Below are 23520 nucleotides of genomic sequence, written 5' to 3' on the forward strand. Positions count from 1 at the left end.
TATCACTCGTATTCCATGAAACACAATCTGGTTTTAGCAGCAGTTTCGCTACTTGCCATAACGACACTGAATGCCAGTGATATGAAACAGATACGCATCTCGACCGACCGCACCGACCTCGTGCTGCAAGTAGCCGAGAACGGGCGCCTCTACCAGAGCTACTTCGGCGAAAAGCTGCTCAACGAGGCCGACCTGAAGGAGCTGGGGTGGAGCGTGCACGCAGCATCGGACGGCAGTGTATGCCGCCGCGGATGGGAGGTATGCAGCGGCTCGGGTAACGAAGATTTCTTCGAACCGGCCCTGGCCATCACCCACAACGACGGCAATCCCTCGACGTGGCTCTACTACGTCTCTTCCTCGACCCATGCGGTCGAGGGGGGCGTGCAGACCGACATCGTGCTGCGCGACGACAAGTATCCCGTAGAAGTGACCCTGCACTATGTGGCTTACCCCCGCGAGAATGTCATCAAGACCTGGAGCGACATACGTCATGAGGAGAAGAATCCCATCGTGCTCTCGACCTATGCCTCGACCATGCTCTACTTCAGCCGACCGGCCTACTACCTGACCGAGTTCAGCGGCGATTGGGCCAAAGAGGCGCAGATGAGCTGCCAGCCCCTGCAATTCGGCAAGAAGGTGCTCGACACCAAGCTGGGCAGCCGGGCCGCCATGCACACCCACCCCTTCTTTGTCGTCGGGCTCGACCAGCCTGCACAGGAGCGTCAAGGCGAGGTGCTCATGGGTACGCTGGCCTGGACGGGAAACTTCCGCTTCACCTTCGAGGTGGACAACGTGGGCAACCTGCGCGTGATTCCCGGCATCAACCCTTACGCCTCGGCCTATAAGCTCAAGCGCAACGAGACCTTCACGACGCCCGAGTTCATCTTCACCCTCAGCACCGAGGGCATGGGGCAAGGCAGCCGCGACCTGCAGGCCTGGGCCCGCAACTACCAGTTGAAAGAGGGCAAGGGGCCGCGCCTCACACTGCTCAACAACTGGGAAAACACGGCCTTCGACTTCGACCAGGAGATGCTGGCCGAGCTGATGCGCGAGGCCAAAGAGCTGGGCGTAGACATGTTTCTGCTCGACGACGGGTGGTTCGGCAACAAATATCCCCGCGAGAACGACCGCGCCGGACTGGGCGACTGGGAGGTGACTCACGACAAACTGCCCGGCGGTATCCCCGCCCTCACAAAGGCAGCCCGCGAGGCGGGTGTGAAATTCGGCCTGTGGATCGAGCCCGAGATGGTGAACCCCAAGAGCGAACTCTTCGAGCGTCACCCCGAGTGGGCCATCCACTACCCCAACCGCGACACCTACTACTACCGCAACCAGCTGGTGCTCGACCTGAGCAACCCCGCCGTGCAGGAGTATGTATACGGCATCATAGACAAGCTGCTGAAGGAGAACCCCGACATCGCCTACTTCAAGTGGGACTGCAACAGCCCCATCACCAACATCTACTCGCCCTACCTCAAGGCCGACCAGGGACAACTCTACATCGACCATGTGCGGGGCATATACCGGGTGATGCAACGGGTGCACGACAACTACCCGCAGGTGGCCATGATGCTCTGCTCGGGCGGCGGTGCCCGCTGCGACTACGAGGCGTTGAAATACTTTACCGAATTTTGGTGCAGCGACAACACCGACCCCGTGGAACGTGTTTATATACAGTGGGGCTTCTCGCACTTCTTCCCGGCCAAGGCCATGTGTGCCCACGTGACGAGCTGGAACAAAGAGGCGTCGATCAAGTTCCGCACCGATGTGGCGTCGATGTGCAAGTTGGGTTTCGACCTGGGGTTGAAGGAGTTGAGTGCCGACGAACTGCTCTACTGCCAGGAGGCTGTGGCCAACTGGAAACGATTGCAATCGGTTATTCTCGACGGCAGTCAGTATCGCCTGGTTTCGCCCTACGAGAGCAACCACATGGCCGTGAACTATGTCGGGGCCGACAGCCGCAAGGCGGTGCTCTTTGCCTATGACCTCTACCCGCGCTACCAGGAGAAGCTGCTCCCCGTGAAGCTGCAGGGCCTCGACCCGCACAAGCGCTACAAGGTCGAAGAGATAAACCTCATGCCCGGTGTAGAGTCTACCCTGCCGGCCAACGGCAAAGAGCTCTCGGGCGACTATCTGATGAAGGTAGGCCTCGACGTGCTGGGTTTCACCCCCATGCGAAGCCATGTAATAGAAATTACCGCGATAGATTGATAGAAGCAAGAGGGGACGAGAGAGGTGACCGCTCTGTGTGGCGGCCCTTCTCTCTCCCTCTCTTCAGAAAACGAAACAACAATTACTCTATATAACGATTATGACAGCTAAACAACAAATAAAATACGGCCGACTTATCCCCGTCATGCTCTGCTTCTTTGCCATGGGTTTCGTCGACCTGGTAGGTATCGCCTCGAACTATGTGAAGGCCGACCTGGGCCTCACCGATTCGCAGGCCAATATCTTCCCGTCGCTCGTCTTCTTCTGGTTCCTCATCTTCTCGGTACCCACGGGCGTATTGATGAACCGCATCGGGCGGAAACGCACCGTGTTGCTGAGCCTCGTGGTGACCGCCGTCTCGCTGCTGTTGCCCCTCTTTGGCGACGGCTACGGACTCATGCTCTGCTCCTTCTCGCTGCTGGGCATCGGCAATGCCTTGATGCAGACCTCGCTCAACCCACTGCTGAGCAACATCATCTCGGGCGACCGTCTGGCCAGTTCGCTCACCTTCGGGCAGTTTGTCAAGGCCATCGCCTCGTTCCTGGCCCCCTATATCGCCATGTGGGGTGCCACGCAGGCCATGCCTACCTTCGGGTTGGGGTGGCGCGTGCTCTTCCCCATCTACATGGTCATTGCCATCATCGCCATCCTGTGGCTCTCGTCGACCCCCATCGATGAAGAGAAACCCGACAAGGCTTCGGGATTCCGCGAATGCCTGCGCCTGCTGGGCAAGCCCTTCATCCTGCTCTGTTTTCTGGGTATCATGTGCCACGTAGGCATCGACGTAGGTACCAACACCACGGCTCCCAAGCTGCTGATCGAGCGGGTGGGCATCACCCTCGAGGAGGCCGGCTTTGCCACCAGCCTCTACTTTATCTTCCGTACGGCCGGGTGTCTGCTGGGAACCTTTATCCTGCGTCACCTTTCGGGCCGTAAATTCCTGGCCATCAGCGTGGCCTGCATGCTGGTAGCCATGATCGGGCTGCTCTCTACCGAGTCGCTCCCCGTCATCTACGCCTGCATCGCCCTCATCGGCTTCGGCAACTCCAACGTCTTCTCCATCATCTTTGCCCAGGCTCTTACCGCCGTTCCCGACAAAAAGAACGAGGCTTCGGGACTGATGATCATGGGCCTCTTCGGCGGCACCATATTCCCGCTGCTGATGGGTGTGGCCAGCGACGCCGTGGGTCAGGCCGGTGCCATAGCCGTGATGACCGTAGGGGTTCTCTACCTGATTGTATACACCATCAAACTGAAAAAATAACTTATCGACTTATTAAATTCAAACACTAATTATAACGCCATGAACAATAACGACCATATCATCGTAGGAATGGGCGAAGCACTGTGGGACGTGCTGCCCGAAGGAAAGAAACTGGGTGGAGCTCCTGCAAACTTTGCCTATCACGTATCGCAATTCGGCTTGAACAGCCGGGTAGTAAGTGCCGTAGGCCAGGACAAGCTGGGCACCGAAATACTCGACAACTTCCGCGAGAAACGGCTGCAAGGGATTATCGAAACGGTACCCTACCCCACCGGCACCGTACAGGTTACACTCGACAACGAGGGTGTGCCTTGCTACGACATCAAAGAGGGAGTAGCCTGGGACAACATACCCTATACCGAAGAACTGGACCAACTGGCTCGCCAGACACAGGCCGTCTGCTTCGGGTCGCTGGCACAGCGCAGCATCGTTTCGCGCGAGACCATAGCCCGATTCCTCGCCACCATGCCCGATACACCTGAGACGTTGAAAATCTTCGACATCAACCTGCGCCAGAGCTTCTACACCAAAGAGATTCTGTGCGACTCGTTCAGCCGCTGCAACGTGCTGAAGATAAACGACGAGGAGCTGGTAACGGTAAGCCGTCTGTTTGGCTACCCCGGCATCGACCTGCAAGACAAGTGCTGGATTCTGCTGGCCAAGTATAACCTGAAGATGCTCATCCTCACCTGCGGCGTAAACGGCAGCTATGTCTTTACCCCGGGTCATGTGTCGTTTGTAGAGACTCCCACCGTACAGGTGGCCGACACCGTAGGTGCGGGCGACTCGTTCACCGCCGCCTTTACCGCCGCCATCATCCGCGGCCGTTCGGTACGTGAGGCCCACCAGCTGGCCGTCGACACCTCGGCCTACGTGTGCACGCAGCAAGGAGCCATGCCCGTGCTGCCCGAGAGCCTCACCAGTCGGTTGGCTTAATACTACTTTTTCTTTTATTTTGACGAGGGCGATCCTCCCGATACGAACCGGGGCGGTCGTCCTCGTCGTATAACCGTTTTTTTCTCATATCCAGCATTTAACAGGCTACCCTACGCCACTCGCGCAACAGCCGAAACCCGGCCGGGGCAACCCCGAAGGCAGCTCGACAAAGGGGCTGTACCGCAATTCTTTCACTTGGCAGGCGTGCTCTTCTCATTAAATTTTTTATCTTTGCCTATCTTAATCCTCAAAATGAGAAGCTATGAGACGCCTACCCTTTCTTTTGCTCCTCGCCTCGTGCACTCTCGTGCTGTTGCTTACCGCCTGTACCCAGGAGAAAAACCGTTTTCTCATAGGGGTATCGCAATGCAGCGACGACGAGTGGCGCACCCAGATGAACAAGGAAATCAGCCGCGAAGCGCTCTTCTATCCCGGATTGGATGTGGAGATTCGGTCGGCTAACGACGATAACCAACGCCAAATTGCCGACATCGAATACTTTATCGACGAGGGGGCCGACCTCATCGTGGTGGCTCCCAACGAGGCCGAAGCCATTGCCCCCATCGTGGAGAAGGCTTACAGCCAGGGAATACCCGTCGTACTGGTCGACCGCAAAACCGACTCGGACCACTATACCGCCTATATCGGAGCCGACAACTACGACATGGGCTACCAGATAGGTACCTACATTGCCAGCCGCTTGCACGGGCAGGGCAACATGGTAGAACTCACAGGATTGAAGGGCTCTACCCCGGCCCGTGACCGCCACCAGGGATTGGTCGATGCCCTCTCGCATCATCCCGGTATCCACATCGTAGCCACAGCCGATGCCGGTTGGTTCCAGCAGTCGGCCGAAGAGGCTTTCGACTCCATTCTGGCCCGGCAACCCCGCATCGATCTCGTCTTTGCCCACAACGACCGCATGGCCGCCGGAGCTCACGAGGCAGCCGTGCGCGAGGGCCGTGCCGGCCACATGCTCTTTGTGGGAGTCGATGCCCTGTCGGGTAAAGAGATGGGCGTGGGACTGGTTGCCGACAGCATACTCGATGCCACCTTTATCTACCCCACGGGGGGCGACCGGGTGGTGCAGGTAGCCATGGATATACTCGAAGGACGCGACTTCCCACGCGAAACGCTACTCTCGACGGCACTGGTCAACCATCAGAATGCCCGCATCATGCAGATGCAGAATGCACACATCAGCACCCTCGACGAGAAAATCGAGCGGCTCAACAGTCAGCTCGACGCCTTCCTGATGCGCTACTCGGCCCAACGCATGTTCCTCTATGCCTGTATCGTGATTCTGGTGCTGGTGGGTATCCTGCTCGTGATTGTCGTGCGGGCCTTCTGGACCAAAAACCGGCTCAATACCGAACTGTCGGACCAGAAACGGCAACTCGAGGAACAGCGCGACCAGCTCATCACCCTCTCGCGCCAGCTCGAAGATGCCACCCATGCCAAACTGGCTTTCTTCACCAACGTGTCGCACGACTTCCGCACACCGCTCACACTCATTGCCGACCCGGTAGACCAGCTCGGCCAGAGCCAGCACCTCGACAAGCACGAGCGCTTTCTGCTCAACATCATCCACAAAAACGTGACGGTGCTGTTGCGGCTCGTCAACCAGGTGCTCGACTTCCGTAAATTCGAGGATGGCAAACTGCAATTGCGCCTGAGCCAGTTCGACCTGCGCAACTCGCTTGCCGAGTGGAGCGACGCCTTCCGCACCCTCTCCTACCGCAAGCACATCCACTTCGACATCCAGGCCGAAGAAGATACCGACTTTACCGTCACGGCCGATGCCGAGAAACTGGAGCGCATCGTCTACAACCTGCTCTCCAACGCCTTCAAGTTCACACCCGACAATGGCTCGATTCGCATCACCCTCGCCCGATACGACCACGAGGGCGAGCCCTACCTGCGGCTGCAAGTCGCCGATACCGGCGTGGGCATGCCGGCCGAGCATGTGCAGCACATCTTCGACAGCTTCTACCAGATAGACGTCCACCATGCCGGCTCGGGTATCGGGCTGGCTCTGGTCAAGGCCTTTGTCGAAATGCACCACGGCACCATACGCGTGGAGACGACCGAGGGGCAAGGTACCTGCTTCACCATAGAGATGCCGGCCCGGCAGTCGGGAGCTCTCGACCCCGACACTACCCGCAGTGCCGTGCTTACCAACCTGAAAGAGGGGGCCGTACTGGCTGCCGACCAGGAGACGTTGCAGGCCCAGCCGCGCGAGACGACGCCCGACGACAAACCGAGTGTGCTCGTTATCGACGACAATCAGGACATACGCGACTATGTGCGGACCATACTGCAAGACCAATACCAGGTTATCGAGGCGGCCAACGGCCAAGAGGGCATACGCCTGGCCATGAAGTACGTGCCCGACGCCATCATCTGCGACGTGATGATGCCCGTGATGGATGGGCTGGAGTGTTGCCGCCGGCTGAAGTCGGAGCTGCAAACCTCGCACATCCCCGTGATGATGCTCACCGCCTATGCCATGGACGAGCAGAAAATCAAGGGTTATGAGTGCGGAGCCGACTCGTACATTGCCAAGCCCTTCAGTGCCCGGCTGCTCACCGTGCGCCTGCACAACCTCATCGAGAACCGGCACCGCCTGCAAAACATCTTTACCGAGAACGGCAATACGCCTCTCTCCCCGGCAAAGACTCCGGTAAGCGACGTAGACAAGAGCTTTGCCGAAAAGCTGCGCCGCATCATCGACGAGAATCTGTCGAATGCCAACTTCAGCGTCGAGGAGCTGGGCGAACAGATTGGGCTGAGCCGCGTGCAGCTCTACCGCAAGACCAAGGCGCTGTATGGCTACTCGCCCAACGAACTGATGCGCATCGCACGCCTCAAACGGGCGGCCTCGCTGCTGGCCTCGACCGAGAAGACGGTGGCCGAGATTACCTACGAGGTGGGCTTCAGTTCGCCCTCGTACTTCACGAAATGTTACAAGGAGTATTTCGGCGAGATTCCTACCGAATTTCTCAAACGGAAAAAAGGCGAAAGCTGACTCCGCCCTCGCCTCTAATCTATCTCTATTTTTCCCGGTATCCTCACAGACATGCCAGACAGCGGCCTGCGCCGGTTACAGCACGTGCCAATGCTCGAGAGCACGCTTCACCCCGTCGTCGTCGACCGAGGTCGTCACATAGTCGGCCACAGCCTTCAGCGGTTCGTTGGCGTTGCCCATGGCCACCCCGATGCCGGCTACCTGCAGCATGCGGGTATCATTGCCCCCGTCGCCGAAAGCCATGGTGGCCTCGACGGGGAAACCGAAGTGACGGGCTACGGTCTTCACCCCCTCGCCCTTATCGACCCCGCGAGCGGTCACATCGGCAAAGGCGGGATACCACCGGCTCGACTCGCACGAGGGGAGCAGCGGCATAATCTCGGCCTCGACATCGGCCGTAATGATAGGGGTCATCTGGGTGATGCGCTGCTGCAATAGGGCGTCGAGCGATACGGGGCTCGAAATCTGTTGCAGGTCGAGCAGACGGTGGAAAAACTCCTCGACCTCGGGCGTGGCGTTGTAGAGCAGGGCATCGGTCTCGCCCACCAGAATGCAGGGGAAATGACGCTCGTCGGAGAAGCGCATCATCGTGCGCACATCGGCTTCGGGTATCGCATGGCAGGCCACCACCTGCCCGTCGATGACGATGCAGGCACCGTTGGTGGTCACATAGCCATCGACGAGATGGGCTATGTCGGCCAGGTTGTTGATGTAGACCAGGGGTCGGCCCGTGGCGATAAAAATCTTGATTCCCTTCTGCTTGGCAGCCTCGATGGCCTCGATGGTCGAGCGGGGTATGCGGTGGGTATTGAAACTGACGAGCGTGCCGTCTATATCGAAAAACAGGGCTTTAATTTCTCTTTCCTTTTCCATACGGCAAAGATACATCAAAGCGCGCAGACTCGAGCCGGATATAACCTTTTTTCACGAGGCTCCCGACTCTGCCGGGCATGAAAAAATCCGCCTGAACGAGCAGACGGATTTTCCCAAAAACAACATCAAATAACTTATATAACGAAGTAATCACTCCTCACGGTTATAAATGGAATCCTTTATGTCGTTGATATCGACAAACTTGTTGACTATGGCGTAGATGGTGAGCCCGGCCGGACTGTGTATCTGCAACTTGCCGGCAATGTTGCGCCGGTGGGTGATGACCGTATGGGCCGACAGGCACAGCTGCTCGGCAATCTGCTTGTTGGTCATGCCCTTGACTACGCCGATGATAATCTCTTTCTCACGCTCGGTGAGGGGCTCCTGGCGCACCGTCTCCTCGGGAGCGGCGTGTACCAGGCGGTCGAACTTCTCGCGTATCTGCTCGGCCGTGTCGTAAATCGAGATGACCTCGTCGTACAGTTTCAAGACCGAGGCATCGACCAACGAGTTTTGCAGGGCGATACACTTCGGGGCCGGTCCGTCGGCACCCTTCTTGATCTGCGCTACCGAGACCACTCCCGCCAGCCCGGGATTGACGATGAACACATCGGGCTTGCGCCACGCCAGCGAGGCGGTGAGCTGCTGCACGTCGGCCACCTCGGTCGTCTCGATATTGATGGTGGTCAACTTCTTCAGCACCGAGAGCAACCCCTTGCGGATAATCAACGAGGGCTCGGCTACAATCACTTTTACGACAGGCTTCATCTCGTTTCGTCTATTTGGTTTTCCAGCTCCTGAATGGCCGGGACAAACAGGTAATCTTCTATATAGTTGTGCGAGGCCAGGTCCTGCTCGCAGGTAAAGATGTCGAACAAGACACTGTTCAACTCGTTGCTGCTCGTGGCCGGGTAATACTTGATGAGTATATTTTTCAGCTCGGTGAGCTTGGCCTCGACCTGGTCGTGCCGCTTGCGAAAGACGGCAATGCTGTACTCGCCGGGATGCACGCCGTTGAGCAGGGCCGTCACGTAGGGAAAGACCGTGCGCTCTTCGTAGCGCATGTGCTTCTGCACCTCGGCCACATACTCGTCGAAAAAGCGGAGTATGGCAATGGCTATATCCTTGGCCCCGCAGTCGATGGCCCCCAGCAGATTGCGCCGGATGGCCGGCAGCCTGAAGTTGAGGAAATAGTCGTGCGAGTTGTGCAGATAGCCCAGCAGGGCCCCCACCGATATGTCGCTCTTGTACTCCTCGGGGTCGCCCTCGTCGAGCAACAGATTGACCACAGCCAGGAAGGTATCGGTATGCACGCCGTTCTCGTCGCACACCTGCCCTATGCTTTTGTCGCCGAAACCCAGGGCGATGCCGAAGCGGCTCATCACCAGCAGCACGGGATAGTTGTCGCACACCAAATCGCTCATGCGATTGTCTCGATTATAGGCACCCAGTTTATACATTCTATTCTCTTTTTTCGTTCATGAATACACAAAGATAGTCATATTCTCACAGTCACAAAATCGTTGCCGGTTTCGACACTACAAAGAAACAGCATTCGTACCACCTGCACAATCCCCTTTTTAGATGAAACCAACGCACATCCCTACCTAATTGTTGGGAGTCTGTATCGTCATGCCACAAACGGAGCTGACAACCGACCTAATTTTACGCCGTAAAAAGAACGGAAAAGATGATAACGATACTACTCGACAACGGCCACGGCTGCGACACGCCGGGCAAACGATCGCCCGTGTGGCCCGACAGGCGCCAACTGCTCGAATGGGAGTTCAACCGCGACATCGTTTCGCGCATGGCTCAACAGCTCGACCAGGCGGGCATCGCCTGCCGTCGCCTGGTTCCCGAAGATACCGACATCGCCCTGTCCGAGCGGTGCCGACGTGCCAACCAGTGGGCCCGCCAGGGCGACTGCCTGCTGGTCTCGGTCCACGCCAACGCCGGCGGCGGGAGCGGCGGCGAGGTATACAGCTACCCGGGTGCCGACAAGAGCCGGCAGTATGCCCGCCTCTTCGGCGAGGTGTGGCCCCTCGTCTTCCCCGACCTGCGTTTCAGAGGGTGCAAGGAGGCCAACTTCGCCATCTTGCGCGAGAGCCTCTGCCCCGCCCTGCTCACCGAAAGCCTATTCATGGACAACGAGCACGACTGCCGGATACTGCTCTCGCCCGAGGGGCGCGACCGGATAGCCCGCTGGCATGTCGAATCGATACAACGCATTCTGAAAATCTAATCATATCATTGTACAACTTATGTCTAAATTTGATTTTTTAAAATTTATATTTACATTTGTAGGGAAATCATAATTGAATAGCCTATGTAAAACGAACAACTAAAAGACATATTGATAAAAAGGCGTTAGCTTTTATTTCGGGATTCTGAAACTTCCACTCATTCAAGATGCCTCCAAGAAATAAAGTTGAACGTCCGTGCTGTATATCACAGTGCGGACTTTATTTCTTGTTGGAGGCAAGGTTGTGGAAGACCGCAGAATCCGATAAAAAATAGGTCCGCGCTTTTTTATTTGTCTACTTCTCAGGGCCTGCCTTAAAAACTTATCGTATTACCATTAAACACCAAAGACAAATGAAAAAGACAATTCTTCTTACAGCCGTATGTGCCTTTGTTTTATCGGCTTGCCAAACAACCCAAGTAACCACGTCGGTCATACCCGAAGCCGTAAATACCATTCATGCCACCACTTTTAACGAGTTGAATCTGCAAAGAAGCGACTATACGGTATTGAACACAATTACGGCAGAGGCATTGGTCTTCTACCAGGCATCCCGCTCGGAAATCAATATAGAGGAAGCCAATCAAGAGTTTGAAATAACTCATAAACTCAACAGTGCCGGAAACACCACCAAGTATAAAGGAATAGTACGCATAGGATATTTGGCCAACGACTACCGCAACCAAAAGCCGGTAAAACTGACCAATCCCTCGGATATTGCCCGCGGTTTTGCCACATACCGACTGATAAACATGGCTCAGCAAGAGGGTGCCGACGGTATTATCGAACCTACCATCTCGACCAACGTCGAACAACAAGGGAAAAAAATCGTGTATCGCACCATCATCAAAGCCAAAATTATAAAACTTAAAGCCGACAGATAAATATGAAGAAACAGATTCTATATTACAGCCTTGTATCTCTTATCTCAGGTATCCTGCTGACGGGGTGTTCCATAACCAAAAAGAACATCGTACCCCAGACTCACGTTATATATCTGAATTTAACGGCCAATGCAGTACCCAACAAGTATGTCGATATGGACTACGGCATCAGATTACAGATACGAGACTTGCGAAGTGACAGCCGCATTTTGCAGAAACACGACAGCTATGTGGTTTCTACCCCTCAGGTTTCGGTCCAACCCGATGTGCAAGATTTTGTATCGGAAAGCATGCGCCGCTATATGCGCGTCATGGGCTTCAACCTCGATGCCGATATTGCAACCGACTACTTGATGAGTGTATCGGTTAACGAGTACAAAATAAACTATCTCTCGGGAATGGGATGGGCCGCTACGGTACAAATGCAAGTTTCTGTCACCGACAAAGACCATCAACCCGTATATCCTACGGTGACGGTTTCGGGACGAGCCACCCAACAAGGGAACGGACAGAACTTCACTCTAGCTTCAAATGTACTCAATCTGGCCTATGAACGGGCTCTGGAAGATATTGACTGGGATCGCATCGCTTTCTTCCTGAAACGTCAATCGAGCCCTTCACAGGAGAAAAACAAGCAAGTGACCGGCGAGGGCAATACGGCTCTCGAATCGACCATTATACGTTGGTTTGTCGACTCTACGCCCAAAGGCGCCGATGTATATACTCGCGTCATTTCATCGACTCCTGAAGTAAAGAATACCAACCAAACATATGTGGGGACTACGCCTTATGAAACGACAGAGGCATTTGACATAAAGGGGCTTACATTCAATAATTCGGGGAATATACAAATCGAAATCGTTTGTGAAAAAGCCGGTTACGTAGTTCAAAAGAAACGGTTCAACCTGCGACAAGCAATCGACCAGAAAGAAATTGCGACCAAATTCAATCTCATTAAGGAAGAAGAATAATCATTCTCAAGGGGATTGACAATTTATTTCTTATCCAATTACTGAAAAGTCGCTTCGCTCCCATAACCGGGAGATGAAGCGACTTTTTGGTTTTCTTCTCCTACCCGTAAAACTATTTTCCTCCAATCGGTAAACTTTTCGCCGCCACGCATGTTATAGGAGAAAACCAATTATACAACGATATGAAAAAAATTGTTTTTACAGTTCTTGCTGCGGCGGCACTCATAGCCTGCCAATCGAACAATAACAAAAATCAAATGATCGACGAAGGCGAAGCCGTAGAGATGATGGGTACCGACTCGACCGGTATGGTGGACATCTTTGCCTACGAAGGCGTGGTACCGTCGGAGTCGGGCCAAGGCGACAGCATCGACTACATGGTGATTATCACCCAGCAAATCGACACGGTAAACGGGGTGTACCAGATGACCCAAACCTATGTGACGGCCGACGGCAAAGCCGGCCAGCAGATGAAGAGCAAGGGTAAGAAGCTGTTCCAGCGAGGCACCCCGCAGAACAAAGCGGCCAAGGTGTATAAACTGGTTCCCGACAGCGGTTCGAACCAGACGGTAAACCTGTGGGTCGAGACCGATACGACGGTCGTATTGCTCGACGACCAGATGAAGGCCCCGGCCAAACCCGACAAGCATCGGCTCAAAGCGGTAAAACATCACAAGCACCACCTGTAATCTTGCAATATTGTTTTAGGTTTATAGAGAGGAAGACGGGAGACCCGGTTGTCAAAAACCGAATCTCCCGTCTTTTTTTTCAGGCTTTCATCATAACCGGCGGGAGAGGCGGTTGCCTCCCCGTCGTTGTCGCGGTTACTTCACAACCACTTTGTAACGTGTACCCTCCACATCGACTACATAGATGCCGGGGGCTGCGTCGACAATAGCCTCGTCCCCTTGTGTAGCATATACTTTCTGTCCACCGATACCATAGACATCGATCGAGCATTCGCTACCGGGTTGTGCCTTCACGACAATCTGACCCTCGGTTGTGGCATATACCCGATACTTGTCTACTCTGTTGTCGGCAATACCTACCACCGAGCGCTCCTGCACCTGGATATTGTCGATATTGATGTTGGTCGTACCGTCTACAGCCTCGCCCACGAACGAGAGGCGCAAAGCCGTCTCGCCCTGATAGGCGTCGAGCGGAATCACCTTCTTCACCCAACCTTCGGTTTCGTTGCCCGATGCGTAGAGGGGCCCGGCTACGGCCACAAATTCACCGTTGTTGCGCGAAACCTCTACGGTGAGGTTGTCGTTGCTCTTCTCGCCCGTGGTCTGATAGATATAGAATCCCAGAGCCGGCTCGGACAGGTTGCCGATGTTGATCTTGGCACTGGTCAGGCGGGTCTTGGTACCCACGTTCACGTTGGTAGCCATGAACGAAGCGAGACCGCCATCGCCATCCTGCGGCTGGGCGTCGGGCGAATAGGCCTGCTCGCCTATACCCCAACCGCTGTCGAGTCCTTCGAGTTTATCGGAGAGCCACATGGTGTTCATGGCACCGCCGGCAAACGATTCGGCATAGGGTGCCGAATAGGGAGCTCCGATAAAGTAGAGTTCGGAGTAGGTGCGGCGACCTTCGCCCGAGAGGTTGCTCGACAGAATCGTATAGAATACCGGTGTTTGTCCGTACTCACACGGTATGGTATTGTCGACTACCGAAGTCCCGGTGACGGCATTGGCCACAATGGTTTCGTTGTTGCGGATAACGGTGTAGTAGATGGGGCAGTCGTACATCTCGCCGCCATCGATACCCTCGGGTTTGTCCCAGGAGATGACACACGAGTAGTCGGCCTGCTCGACAATCGAGAGGTTACGCACCTCGGCCGGACGGGCGTAACCGGCCACTACCAGGATGGTAGCCGGGTCGCTCTTCTGCCCGTTGGCATAGGCATATATCTCGTAGGTATTCTCACCCTTCACCGCATGGGTATCGACCCAGCGGGTTACCAGCGAGGCACCCACCTCTTCGGTGGTGTAGACCGGTTCGGCCGAACCGTTACGGTAGACCTCCATCTTGTCGACACTACCCAGTACATCGCCTCCGATGGTATAGACCGGAGCGTAGAAGTCGATTTGTACCTGCAGCGACTGGTCGTTGGCGGCAATGGCACTCAAGCCGTAAGGCTCCATGGGGGTATTGGAAGGCCGGTAGTTGTAGACCGTGAGCGTGTCGATGGCCACCTGCGAGCCCACGAGGCTGTTGTTGAAGCAGATACCTATGCGGAAGGCTCCGTTTTGGGGGGCAATGATATATCCCTCGATTTCACTGCCTTCGCCCGGCTCGATGGTGTGAATGTTGCCGACAGCACCCAGCGGGGTGAGCTCCTCGTCGTTGCTGCACAGAATCATCTGTATCTGTGCCGAATCGCAGTCGTTGGCCAGGCGGGCGTTGAAGACAATCTTTACCTCGGTATCCGAAGCCATGTTCAACGGCGGCAGATAGAGAATATCGGGAGCTTCGGAGGCCGTGCTCGAGGAGCAGACCAAAGCCCCGTTTTCGATACGCCAGGTCGACCCGTCGGCATTGCCGTCGACCGCATAGGTAGCCTCGAGGGCCCCCGACTGTGCATAGTCGCGTGTATAGGGCAGGTCGTAGGTATCGGTGTCGGCCAGGTAGTGGGTCTCGTAGGTGAGCGTCGACCCCGACATCCAGTCGTCGGTCCAGTCGTCCCAACGATACGAAGTCTTGGTGGCGATATTGCCATACTCGTCGTAGGTATATTCATACTTCAGGCGTTCGCCGTCTACCCACGAATCGATGTACATGAAGGAGGACTGCTCGGTAATGTTGCCGTGGTCGTCGTAGCTGTACACCACACTGTCGGTAGGGGTATAGACATAGTCGCCCACCTCGAAACTGAAGGCCCCGTTGCTGTACCGCACATAGGTGACGAGGCGGCCTGCGTCGTCGTATTCGTAGCGACGGCGGTCGGCGGTAGAGAACTTGTCGTTGAGCCACCGTTCCCGGTCCTCGATAGCGACGTTGCCGTCGTAGGTATAGACCCCGTGCAGGTATACGTGCTCGCCCCACTTCTCGATGGAACTGTCCCATTTGTAATAGTCGACCTCGGCAATACGGTTCTGGTCGTCGAAGGTCATGTGCTTCTTGGCATCCTCTTTGGGACTGCCCAGCCACGACATCGACGAGGCGTGCCACACATAGCTCTCATAGTCGTTCATGCGGCCCTCGGCATCATAGCCATACACCTCGCGCGAGTTGTTGGTCAGCACACCGTCGTTGTTGAGCATCATGGTCTCCATAGACTGCAAAGAGCCGTCGCTGTTGTAGATGTAAATAATCTTCGAACTCACCTCGCTGCCCGCATACACAAATACATGGTCGAGCCTTTTCCCCGAATCAGCATCGGCGGCAAATGCCAGCCCTGCCATCAAGGAAAACACAGCAAACAAGTAAAACTTTCTCATAATCACAAAAATTTAGTTCAATCCTATATATTTTAATAAAATGTCGATAATTTCTTACAAAATAAAAGATATTTATCACACCATATAAAATAACAGGAAATACTATTTGTCCCCGACAGCCATATCCCCCCTCGGTCGGGGGCAATATAGAGGCTCGAGACTCGTGTAAGTGTATTGTTTACTGGTTCTTAATCGAAGCGCGCAACCGGCTCAACGATTGCTGGGTGATGCCCAGATAAGAGGCTATATGCTTGAGAGGCACCTCCTTGACAATTTGCGGGCGCACCTTTATCAGGCTGATGTACCGGCTGAGGGCGTCGTCTTTCCCGAAGATCTTGCATTTGCGTTCCAGGCAATAAAGTTCTTCGATGCAGATGGTACGGAAGAGGTTCGAGATAGCCAGATTCTGCCGGCAGAGCTCCTCCAAATCGTCTTTACGGATAGAATAGAGCACCATTTGGGTCACCGCCTCGTATTGCAGAAAAGCCGGCTCGCCCTTGAAGTAGCAGAACATCGAGGCAAACAGGTCGCCGCTCACCCCGAAACACTCGGTGACCTCGTTGCCTTTGGTATCTCAGAAGTAATCGCGTGTAAGACCGCTCTCGACCAGAAAAATCTCGTCGGACAACCTGTCGGCTCCGATAATGATTTCGCCCTTGGCATACTCTACCCGACGGAATTTCGAAAAGAGCAGTTCGAAATCCTTCTCCTCTACCTGATAGTTTTTCAAAAACAAGTCTCGTATCTCTTCTCGAATCGGTTGCATCTTGTATAAAATTACTGGTATCTACTATACTGTCTTTTATTCCGGGAGCATCGGTCCTAAACCTCGGACATCCGCTGCCGCACCACTTCGTACATCATCACCCCGGCTGCTACCGAGACGTTGAGCGACCCGATATTTCCCACCTGGGGAATGGCTACCATCTCGTCGCACAGGCGCAGGTTGTCGGGGTCGACACCGGTATCCTCGGCCCCCATGACCAGTGCCACGGGCAGCGTGTAGTCGGCCCGGGTGTAGTTGAGGGCGGCCTTCTCCGACGCGGCTACGACCTGTATGCCGCTATCCTTGAGGTAACGGATGGCACTGTGTATCGACCGCTCGCGGCAAACGGGGATGTGCAGCAGGGCACCGGCCGAGGTCTTCACGGCATCGGCATTGACACTGACGCTGCCCCGCTCGGGCACCACAATGGCATCGACGCCGGTGCACTCGCAGGTGCGGGCTATGGCGCCGAAGTTGCGCACATCGGTCACCCCGTCGAGCAGCACGATGAAGGGCACCTTACCCTCCTCGAAGAGTGTGGGCACAATGTCGCCCAGCCGCTGGTAGGCAATCGACGAGATGAAGGCGACCACCCCCTGATGGTTCTTGCGGGTGATGCGGTTGAGCCGCTCGACCGGCACCCGCTGTACCAGGAAGCCACGCCCCTTGATCAGGTCGAAAAGCTCCTTGGCCAGGTCGCCCTGCAGCTCTTTGCGTATCAGAATCTTGTCTATCTCCTTACCGGCTTCGATGGCCTCGATAACGGCCCGAATGCCAAATATCATTTCATTCTTTTCCATTGTTCTGTTCGTTACGGTTCAACAATTCGCGGGCGTTGTCGAGGGCCGCAGCCGTGAGCGACGAGCCGCTCAGCATGCGGGCAATCTCCTCGACCCGCTCGCTATCGGTAAGGCGCACCAGATGGGTGGCCGTAGCGGTGGCGGTGTCGCTCTTGTAGACGCGGTAGTGCGTCTGTCCCCACGCAGCCACCTGGGGCAGGTGGGTGATGCTGATGACCTGCATGCAGCGGGACATATCGCGCATGATGCGGGCCATCTTGTCGGCAATCTCGCCCGAGACCCCGGTATCTACCTCGTCGAACACGATGGTAGGCAGGGCCATGGCGTGTGCAACCAACGCCTTGAGCGAGAGCATCAGTCGCGAAATTTCACCGCCCGAGGCTACCTCCGACACGGGTTGCAGGGGCTGGTTCTTGTTGGCCGAGAAGAGGAACCGGATGGCGTCGCCGCCCGTCTCGTCGAACTGCGGTCGGGTCGAAACCTCTATCTCGAATTGCAGGTGAGGCATACCCAACGGTTTGACCCGCTCGGTGAGAGTGCTCGAGATGTTGGCGGCCGACTGCCGGCGCACCCGGGTGAGCTGCTCGGCCAGGTTGCGCACCTGGCTCTCGGCCTCGTCGACCTCGTGCTTGAGGGCAGCCAGCTCTTCGTCGTAGTTTTCGATGCGGGTGAGCCGCTCGGCAAACGAGTCGCGCAGGGCCAGCAGCTCGGCGGCACTGGCGAGGCGATGCTTCTGTTGCAGCGAATAGTAGGTGTCGAGCCGGTTCTCGACCCAGGCCAGCCGCTCGGGGTCCATGTTGAGGTTCTCTTGCGAACGGTCTACAGTCGAGGCAATATCCTTGAGGTCGATGTAGTCCGACTCGAGGCGCCCCGCCCACTCGTCCACCTCGGGATAGAGGCGCGAGAGGGCCCGCATGCGCGAGAGGGTGGCATTGAGCAACGACACGACGCCGGTCTCCTCGGCGTGCAGAAATTCCTGCAGCACGGCCAGCTCGTTCTTGATCTCCTCGGCATGCTGCAGCGTCTGCAACTCGGCCTCGAGCTCCTCCTGCTCACCCTCCTGCAGATGGGCCTCATCGAGTTGGGCCAACTGATAGCGCAGGTAGTCCTCCTCTTCGCGTCCCGAGCGATTCTCCTCCTGCAGGCGGGTATAGGCCTGCAACCGCTCGCGCCACCGGCGGTAGTGCTCGCGGTAGTCGGCCAGCAGAGCGGCATCGCCGGCCATGGTATCGACCACCCGCAGTTGAAACCGCGAGTCGGCCAGCAGCATGTTCTGGTGCTGCGAATGTATGTCGATGAGCTGTTCGCCCAAGGTTTTCAGTTGAGCCAACGACACGGGCGTATCGTTGATGAAGGCTCGCGATTTGCCCGAGGGCAGAATCTCGCGGCGCAAGATGCACTCGCCCTCGTCGTAGTCGAGCTCGTTCTCGTCGAAGAAATCGCGCAGGTGATACGATGCGATGTCGAACACCCCCTCGATCACAGCCTTCTCGTCGCTGCGACGCAACGACTTGAGGTCGGCCCGCTGGCCGAGTATCAGCGACAGAGCCCCCAGAATAATCGACTTGCCGGCTCCCGTCTCACCCGTAATGACCGAGAAACCGGCCGAGAAGTCGATGTGGAGCTCGTCGATGAGCGTATAGTTGGAGACACTCAGTTTCTTTATCATAATTGCGTTTCTCTCTTTATTCGGTCTGTTTAATCTTGTCGAGAATGGTTCTATCGGTGGGATACATACCGGTGAGTATATCGTAGACGGTCTCCTTCTCCGAAGTGGGAGCTTTGGAATAGACATTCACCAGTTCGTCGAGTTTGGCATCGCGGAAGAGGGTAATCACCACCGACATGGGCGAAGCCTCGTAGACCTTCTGCAACTGTTGCAGCGACTCGGTAATCTTGGCCCGTCCCTTGTCTACACTCAGAGCCATCTCGTCGAGGCCGCCACGGTGATAGTCGTACCACAACTGGCGGAACCCGGCCGTGCTCTGCTCGACAAAGGCCGACAGCAGCGCGTGTCGGTTGCGGTTGTCCTCAAAGGCTTTCCAACCGGTCTCCATTGACGATTGCCCCAGGTTGACCACCTGGCGAGCCAATTCGTAGAAGGGGGTCCCGCCCATGGGCGAGAAGCTGTCGAAGTCGACCCCGAGAATCATATAGACATAGAAGTTGATGACGGCCGTGAGGTTGCTCTCGATACTGGTTTCGGAGAAGACCAGCGGCTCGTACTCCTGATAATTGAACTCGACCTGCGTATCCTTGAAGTTGATCAGCGTCGTGGTGTAGGAGCTGTTGTAGACCGGACGACGCGACTGCACCTGCAACTCGCACACAAAGCGGTTGTCGGCATACTCCTTGACGGTAAAGAGCATCGAGCAGTCTATCCGTTCGACGGGCGAAATTTGTGCCGTAGACCATTTACGGTCATTGATGTACTCGGTAATGGCCTCCTTGAGGGTGGTAAACACCTCCTTGTTCGTGCCCTGTATCTGGTCGCTGTTCACCTCGACACGGCAGTTCAGTTCCTGGGCTACCGACAGGAAGGGACAAAGGAGGAGCAGCACATACAAGAGATTTCTTTTCATATTCTCATCGTTTGAAACAGGGTTACGCAAATGGTTTCCGACCCGCAGCCCGTCAATGGCTGTCGGTCAGATAGCGGGCCAGGATGTCCACAATATCGGCGGCCACCTCGGTCTTGAGCTTGCAGGGAATCTCGACCGGCTCGCCCTCGCGCCCGATGACGGTCACCTTGTTGGTGTCGCAACGGAATCCGGCGCCTGCGTCGCGCAGCGAATTGAGCACGATGAAGTCGAGATTTTTCTTTTCCATCTTCAGGCGGGCGTTGCTCTCCTCGTCGTTGGTCTCGAGGGCAAAACCTACCAGGCACTGCCCGGGGCGCTTGCGGCGACCCAACTCGGCAGCGATGTCGGGGTTGGGTTTGAGGCGCAACACACGCTCGTCGCCGCTCCGTTTCAGCTTCACGTCGCTCACCGTTTCGGGAGCGTAGTCGGCCACAGCGGCACACATGATGGCGGCATCGGCCCGGTCGTAGGCATCGACGGCGGCCCGGTACATCTCGGCAGCCGACTCCACATCGACCCGATGTATCGACGCATGCGAGGTCGTCAGGCTCACCGGCCCGGCCACGAGAGTCACTTCGGCTCCGGCTTCGGCACAGGCCTCGGCCAGGGCAAAACCCATCTTGCCCGACGAGTAGTTGCCGATGAATCGCACCGGGTCTATCTTTTCGTAGGTGGGCCCGGCCGTCACGAGTACCCGCTTTCCGGCCAGCGGCTGCGGGCGGTCAAAGAACCGGTCGAGCACGGCCACGATCTGCTCGGGCTCTTCCATGCGGCCCTTGCCGGTGAGGTGGCTGGCCAGCTCGCCGGTTGCCGGCTCGATGATGTGGTTGCCATAGGAGCGCAACAGCTCGAGATTGTGCCGGGTCGACGGATGGGCATACATATCGAGGTCCATGGCCGGGGCCACAAACACCGGCGCCTTGCACGACAGGTAGGTGGTCACGAGCATGTTGTCGGCTATGCCGTGGGCCATCTTGCCGATGGTCGAGGCCGTAGCGGGGGCTACAATCATGGCATCGGCCCACAGGCCCAGGTCTACGTGGCTGTGCCACTCGCCGGTATTGGCGGTAAAAAATTCGCTCACCACAGGCTTCCCGCTCAACGACGAGAGGGTGACGGGTGTGATAAACTCTTTGCCCGCAGGGGTCATCACCACCTGCACCTCGGCGCCCTGCTTGATGAACAACCGCAGCAGATAGGCGGCTTTGTAGGCAGCGATGCTGCCCGTAATACCCAGTATGATATGTTTGCCTTTCAACATAGTTTCGAATCTTTGGAGAGAGACCCGGGCACCTCAGAAGCGACGGCGTGCGCGGGTGTATATCTCGGTAATCACATTCTTGGTATTCAGGGGGAAATCGCCCTGCATCATCCAACTGTAATAGCTGGGCTCGAGCTGGAACACCTCCTCGACCGAACGCCCCTTGTACTTGCCGAAATTGAATACCGGCACATCGTGCTCGTTGAGAATGATGCGGCCCGAGAAATCGACGTTGCGGTTTTGGGTCGAGAACGATACCCACGAGTCGATGTCGTTAGTGAGGTATTTTCCCTCATACTCGTCTTTCACCGCCTCGGTATAGCGGTCGAGCTGCGCCTTGAAGACCTCGTAGGTGGCCCGGGTATCGGCCAGAGCCGAATGGGCATCGACCAGCGGCGCGCCACAATAGAACTTGTAGGCGGCCTTGAGGGTGCGGGGTTCCATGATGTGGTAGATGGTCTGCACGTCGACGAACTTGCGTTTCGAGATGTCGAGATTGACGCCGGCCCGCAGCAGCTCTTCGATAAGGAAAGGCACATCGAAGCGGTTGGAATTGAACCCGGCAATATCGGCCCCCTCGAACACCTTGGCGATGTTGCGGGCTACCTCCTTGAAAAGAGGCTTGTCGGCCACCATCTCGTCGGTAATGTGATGCACCGCCGTCGAAGCGGGCGGAATGGGCATGCCGGGGTTGACAAATATGTCTTTCTCTTCCACCTCGCCATTAGGGAACACCTTGACATAGGCCAGTTCGATAATGCGGTCGGTGGTAATATTGGTACCCGTCGTCTCCAGGTCGAAGAAGACGAGCGGGTTCTTTAAGTTCAGTTGCATGATTTACTGTTCAATAGCTTGGGTTGATTAAAAATCGCTGAGCATCATGGGCATCAACAGCATGAGCAGGTCTTCGTTCTCCTTGTTCTCCAGCGGTACGATGATACCGGCACGGGTGGGATCGGAGAGCTCGACCAGCACCTCGGTAGAGGGGATATTGTTGAGTATCTCGATGAGGAACGACGCCTTGAAGCCGATGGTGAGGTCGTCGCCCGTGTAGTTGCAGGCCACCTTCTCCTCGGCCGAGATGGAGTAGTCTTTGTTTTCGGTCGACACGAGCAGCTCGCCGTTCTTCAGCTGCAGCTTGGCCAGACCCAAAGCGGCATCGGCAAATACCGACACACGACGCAGCACATTCACAAACAGGGAGCGGTCGATGATAAGTCGGTTGGTATTGTTGGTAGGGATTACCGAGTTGTAGTTGGGATAGTGCCCCTCGATAAGGCGGCAGTTGAGTACGAAATCGGAGAGCTTGAAGCAGGCATTCTTCGAATCGAACGAGAGCTCTACGTTGCCGTTCTCCTTGGGCAGAATCGACTTCAACAGATTGGCCGGTTTCTTGGGCAGGATAAACGAGGCACGCACCCCGGGAGCCACGGCCTGATTTTTGAAACGTACCAGCTTGTGAGTATCGGAAGCCACGAACGAAATACTGTCTTCGAAGATGTCGAGATAGATACCGTTCATAATGGGGCGCAACTCGTCTTCGGCCGTGGCAAACAGCGTGCAGCCTATGCCGCCGAGCAGCTGTTGCGCATCGAGCGAGAGGGTTACGGCCGAGGTATCCATCGGCATCTTGGTGGGATATTCGTCGCCATTCACGCCGATAAAGTTGTAACGGCCATTCTGGAAATAGAGGAAAATTTCCAGATTATTGTCGTCGATTTCGAAAGTCAGCGGTTGGTCGGGCAACTCTTTGAGGGGTTCGAGCAAGATTTTGGCATTCACGGCAAAGACGCCTTCGCCCTCGGCCTCCATCACGTCGATAGCCGTAGTCATGGTAGTCTCCTGGTCCGATGCGGTCATCGAGAGGCGCGTGCCCTCGAGGCGAAACAGGAAGTTGTCGAGGATAGCCATCGAGTTTTTCGAGTTAATTACCCGGCTGATAGTCTGCAAATGTGATAGCAACAAGGTGCTGGATACGATAAATTTCATAGATATATCTTTTTGTTTATTTGTTTCTTAGCCTGTTTTCCCTGCAAAAGGACAGCGCCCCGCAGGCCCGAGCAGGCGAACCGCCGTCAGGCCGAACGGTTCCCCATCTCTTTAACGAACAAATGTAATGAAAATTTTTGGCTCGACCGACTAATTCGCAAGAATAAATGAATAAGTTATCAACACCGTTATACCCGCCCTGCCCGAAATGCTTTTCACCCCCTCGACCGTTCATTTTTCGAATATTATCGTTATATTTGTCAA

20 protein-coding genes are annotated in these 23520 nt (G+C 55.9%); 8 read left to right on the forward strand and 12 right to left on the reverse strand.

What is annotated here, in order from left to right:
- The first annotated feature begins 15 nt into the window (after positions 1–15).
- The 4 genes from NW211_RS11425 to NW211_RS11440 all read left to right on the forward strand — a co-directional run bounded on the left by NW211_RS11425 (position 16) and on the right by NW211_RS11440 (position 7439).
- The gene (locus NW211_RS11425; protein WP_258327913.1) at positions 16–2211 is read left to right on the forward strand and encodes an alpha-galactosidase; all 2196 of its coding nucleotides are present in this window, start codon (positions 16–18) and stop codon (positions 2209–2211) included.
- A gap of 100 nt (positions 2212–2311) precedes the next feature.
- A complete protein-coding gene (locus NW211_RS11430; protein ID WP_087409449.1) occupies positions 2312–3475 on the forward strand; it encodes an MFS transporter in 1164 nt (387 codons plus the stop codon).
- Positions 3476–3514: 39 nt separating this feature from the next.
- Positions 3515–4411 carry a carbohydrate kinase gene (locus NW211_RS11435; RefSeq protein ID WP_258327914.1) on the forward strand — a complete coding sequence of 299 codons (897 nt, stop codon included), beginning with the start codon at positions 3515–3517 and terminating at the stop codon, positions 4409–4411.
- Positions 4412–4673: 262 nt separating this feature from the next.
- A complete protein-coding gene (locus NW211_RS11440; protein WP_258327915.1) occupies positions 4674–7439 on the forward strand; it encodes a substrate-binding domain-containing protein in 2766 nt (921 codons plus the stop codon).
- Between the two features lie 75 nt (positions 7440–7514).
- On the opposite strand, the gene NW211_RS11445 is transcribed toward NW211_RS11440, so the two are convergent.
- From NW211_RS11445 to NW211_RS11455, 3 genes are all read right to left on the reverse strand, one after another.
- On the reverse strand, positions 7515–8312 hold the full coding sequence (locus tag NW211_RS11445; RefSeq protein WP_258327916.1) for a Cof-type HAD-IIB family hydrolase: 798 nt from the start codon (positions 8310–8312) through the stop codon (positions 7515–7517).
- Positions 8313–8462: 150 nt separating this feature from the next.
- Complete coding sequence (locus NW211_RS11450) at positions 8463–9080, reverse strand: response regulator transcription factor (RefSeq protein ID WP_087409452.1); 618 nt, start codon at positions 9078–9080, stop codon at positions 8463–8465.
- Positions 9077–9772: a hemerythrin domain-containing protein gene (locus NW211_RS11455; RefSeq protein ID WP_087409453.1), complete on the reverse strand. Its 696-nt coding sequence runs from the start codon at positions 9770–9772 to the stop codon at positions 9077–9079. The genes NW211_RS11450 and NW211_RS11455 overlap by 4 nt, the downstream gene beginning before the upstream one ends.
- A gap of 230 nt (positions 9773–10002) precedes the next feature.
- Between NW211_RS11455 and NW211_RS11460 the strand changes: the two genes are divergently transcribed.
- The 4 genes from NW211_RS11460 (at position 10003) to NW211_RS11475 (ending at position 13101) form a co-directional block, all read left to right on the forward strand.
- Positions 10003–10557 carry an N-acetylmuramoyl-L-alanine amidase gene (locus NW211_RS11460; RefSeq protein WP_258327917.1) on the forward strand — a complete coding sequence of 185 codons (555 nt, stop codon included), beginning with the start codon at positions 10003–10005 and terminating at the stop codon, positions 10555–10557.
- Positions 10558–10910: 353 nt separating this feature from the next.
- Positions 10911–11441, forward strand: coding sequence for a hypothetical protein (locus NW211_RS11465; RefSeq protein WP_258327918.1), 531 nt, complete (start codon positions 10911–10913; stop codon positions 11439–11441).
- Between the two features lie 2 nt (positions 11442–11443).
- Positions 11444–12412 carry a hypothetical protein gene (locus NW211_RS11470; RefSeq protein ID WP_258327919.1) on the forward strand — a complete coding sequence of 323 codons (969 nt, stop codon included), beginning with the start codon at positions 11444–11446 and terminating at the stop codon, positions 12410–12412.
- 182 nt (positions 12413–12594) lie between these two features.
- Positions 12595–13101: a copper resistance protein NlpE gene (locus NW211_RS11475; RefSeq protein ID WP_258327920.1), complete on the forward strand. Its 507-nt coding sequence runs from the start codon at positions 12595–12597 to the stop codon at positions 13099–13101.
- A gap of 135 nt (positions 13102–13236) precedes the next feature.
- On the opposite strand, the gene NW211_RS11480 is transcribed toward NW211_RS11475, so the two are convergent.
- The 9 genes from NW211_RS11480 to dnaN form a co-directional block, all read right to left on the reverse strand.
- Positions 13237–15858, reverse strand: coding sequence for a DUF3836 domain-containing protein (locus NW211_RS11480; protein WP_258327921.1), 2622 nt, complete (start codon positions 15856–15858; stop codon positions 13237–13239).
- A gap of 178 nt (positions 15859–16036) precedes the next feature.
- Positions 16037–16396 (reverse strand): Crp/Fnr family transcriptional regulator, encoded by a 360-nt coding sequence (locus tag NW211_RS11485; RefSeq protein WP_087409457.1) that lies wholly within the window; start codon positions 16394–16396, stop codon positions 16037–16039.
- A 36-nt stretch (positions 16397–16432) separates the two neighbouring features.
- The gene (locus tag NW211_RS11490) at positions 16433–16624 is read right to left on the reverse strand and encodes a hypothetical protein (RefSeq protein WP_258327922.1); all 192 of its coding nucleotides are present in this window, start codon (positions 16622–16624) and stop codon (positions 16433–16435) included.
- A 56-nt stretch (positions 16625–16680) separates the two neighbouring features.
- Complete coding sequence (rlmB, locus tag NW211_RS11495; RefSeq protein WP_087409458.1) at positions 16681–17424, reverse strand: 23S rRNA (guanosine(2251)-2'-O)-methyltransferase RlmB; 744 nt, start codon at positions 17422–17424, stop codon at positions 16681–16683.
- Positions 17411–19093: a DNA repair protein RecN gene (gene recN / locus NW211_RS11500; protein ID WP_258327923.1), complete on the reverse strand. Its 1683-nt coding sequence runs from the start codon at positions 19091–19093 to the stop codon at positions 17411–17413. Before recN ends, rlmB begins: the two co-directional genes overlap by 14 nt.
- 16 nt (positions 19094–19109) lie before the next feature.
- Positions 19110–20006, reverse strand: a complete 897-nt coding sequence (locus NW211_RS11505) for a DUF4835 family protein (RefSeq protein WP_087409460.1) — start codon at positions 20004–20006, stop codon at positions 19110–19112.
- A gap of 52 nt (positions 20007–20058) precedes the next feature.
- Positions 20059–21267 (reverse strand): bifunctional phosphopantothenoylcysteine decarboxylase/phosphopantothenate--cysteine ligase CoaBC, encoded by a 1209-nt coding sequence (coaBC, locus tag NW211_RS11510; RefSeq protein WP_087409461.1) that lies wholly within the window; start codon positions 21265–21267, stop codon positions 20059–20061.
- 33 nt (positions 21268–21300) lie between these two features.
- Positions 21301–22101: a 3'-5' exonuclease gene (locus NW211_RS11515; RefSeq protein WP_087409462.1), complete on the reverse strand. Its 801-nt coding sequence runs from the start codon at positions 22099–22101 to the stop codon at positions 21301–21303.
- A gap of 27 nt (positions 22102–22128) precedes the next feature.
- Complete coding sequence (dnaN, locus tag NW211_RS11520) at positions 22129–23256, reverse strand: DNA polymerase III subunit beta (protein ID WP_087409463.1); 1128 nt, start codon at positions 23254–23256, stop codon at positions 22129–22131.
- Between the last annotated feature and the right edge of the window lie 264 nt (positions 23257–23520).

The sequence above is a fragment of the Barnesiella sp. ET7 genome, from assembly GCF_024733785.1.
In the GTDB taxonomy this organism is placed as follows: Bacteria; Bacteroidota; Bacteroidia; order Bacteroidales; family Barnesiellaceae; genus Barnesiella; species Barnesiella merdigallinarum.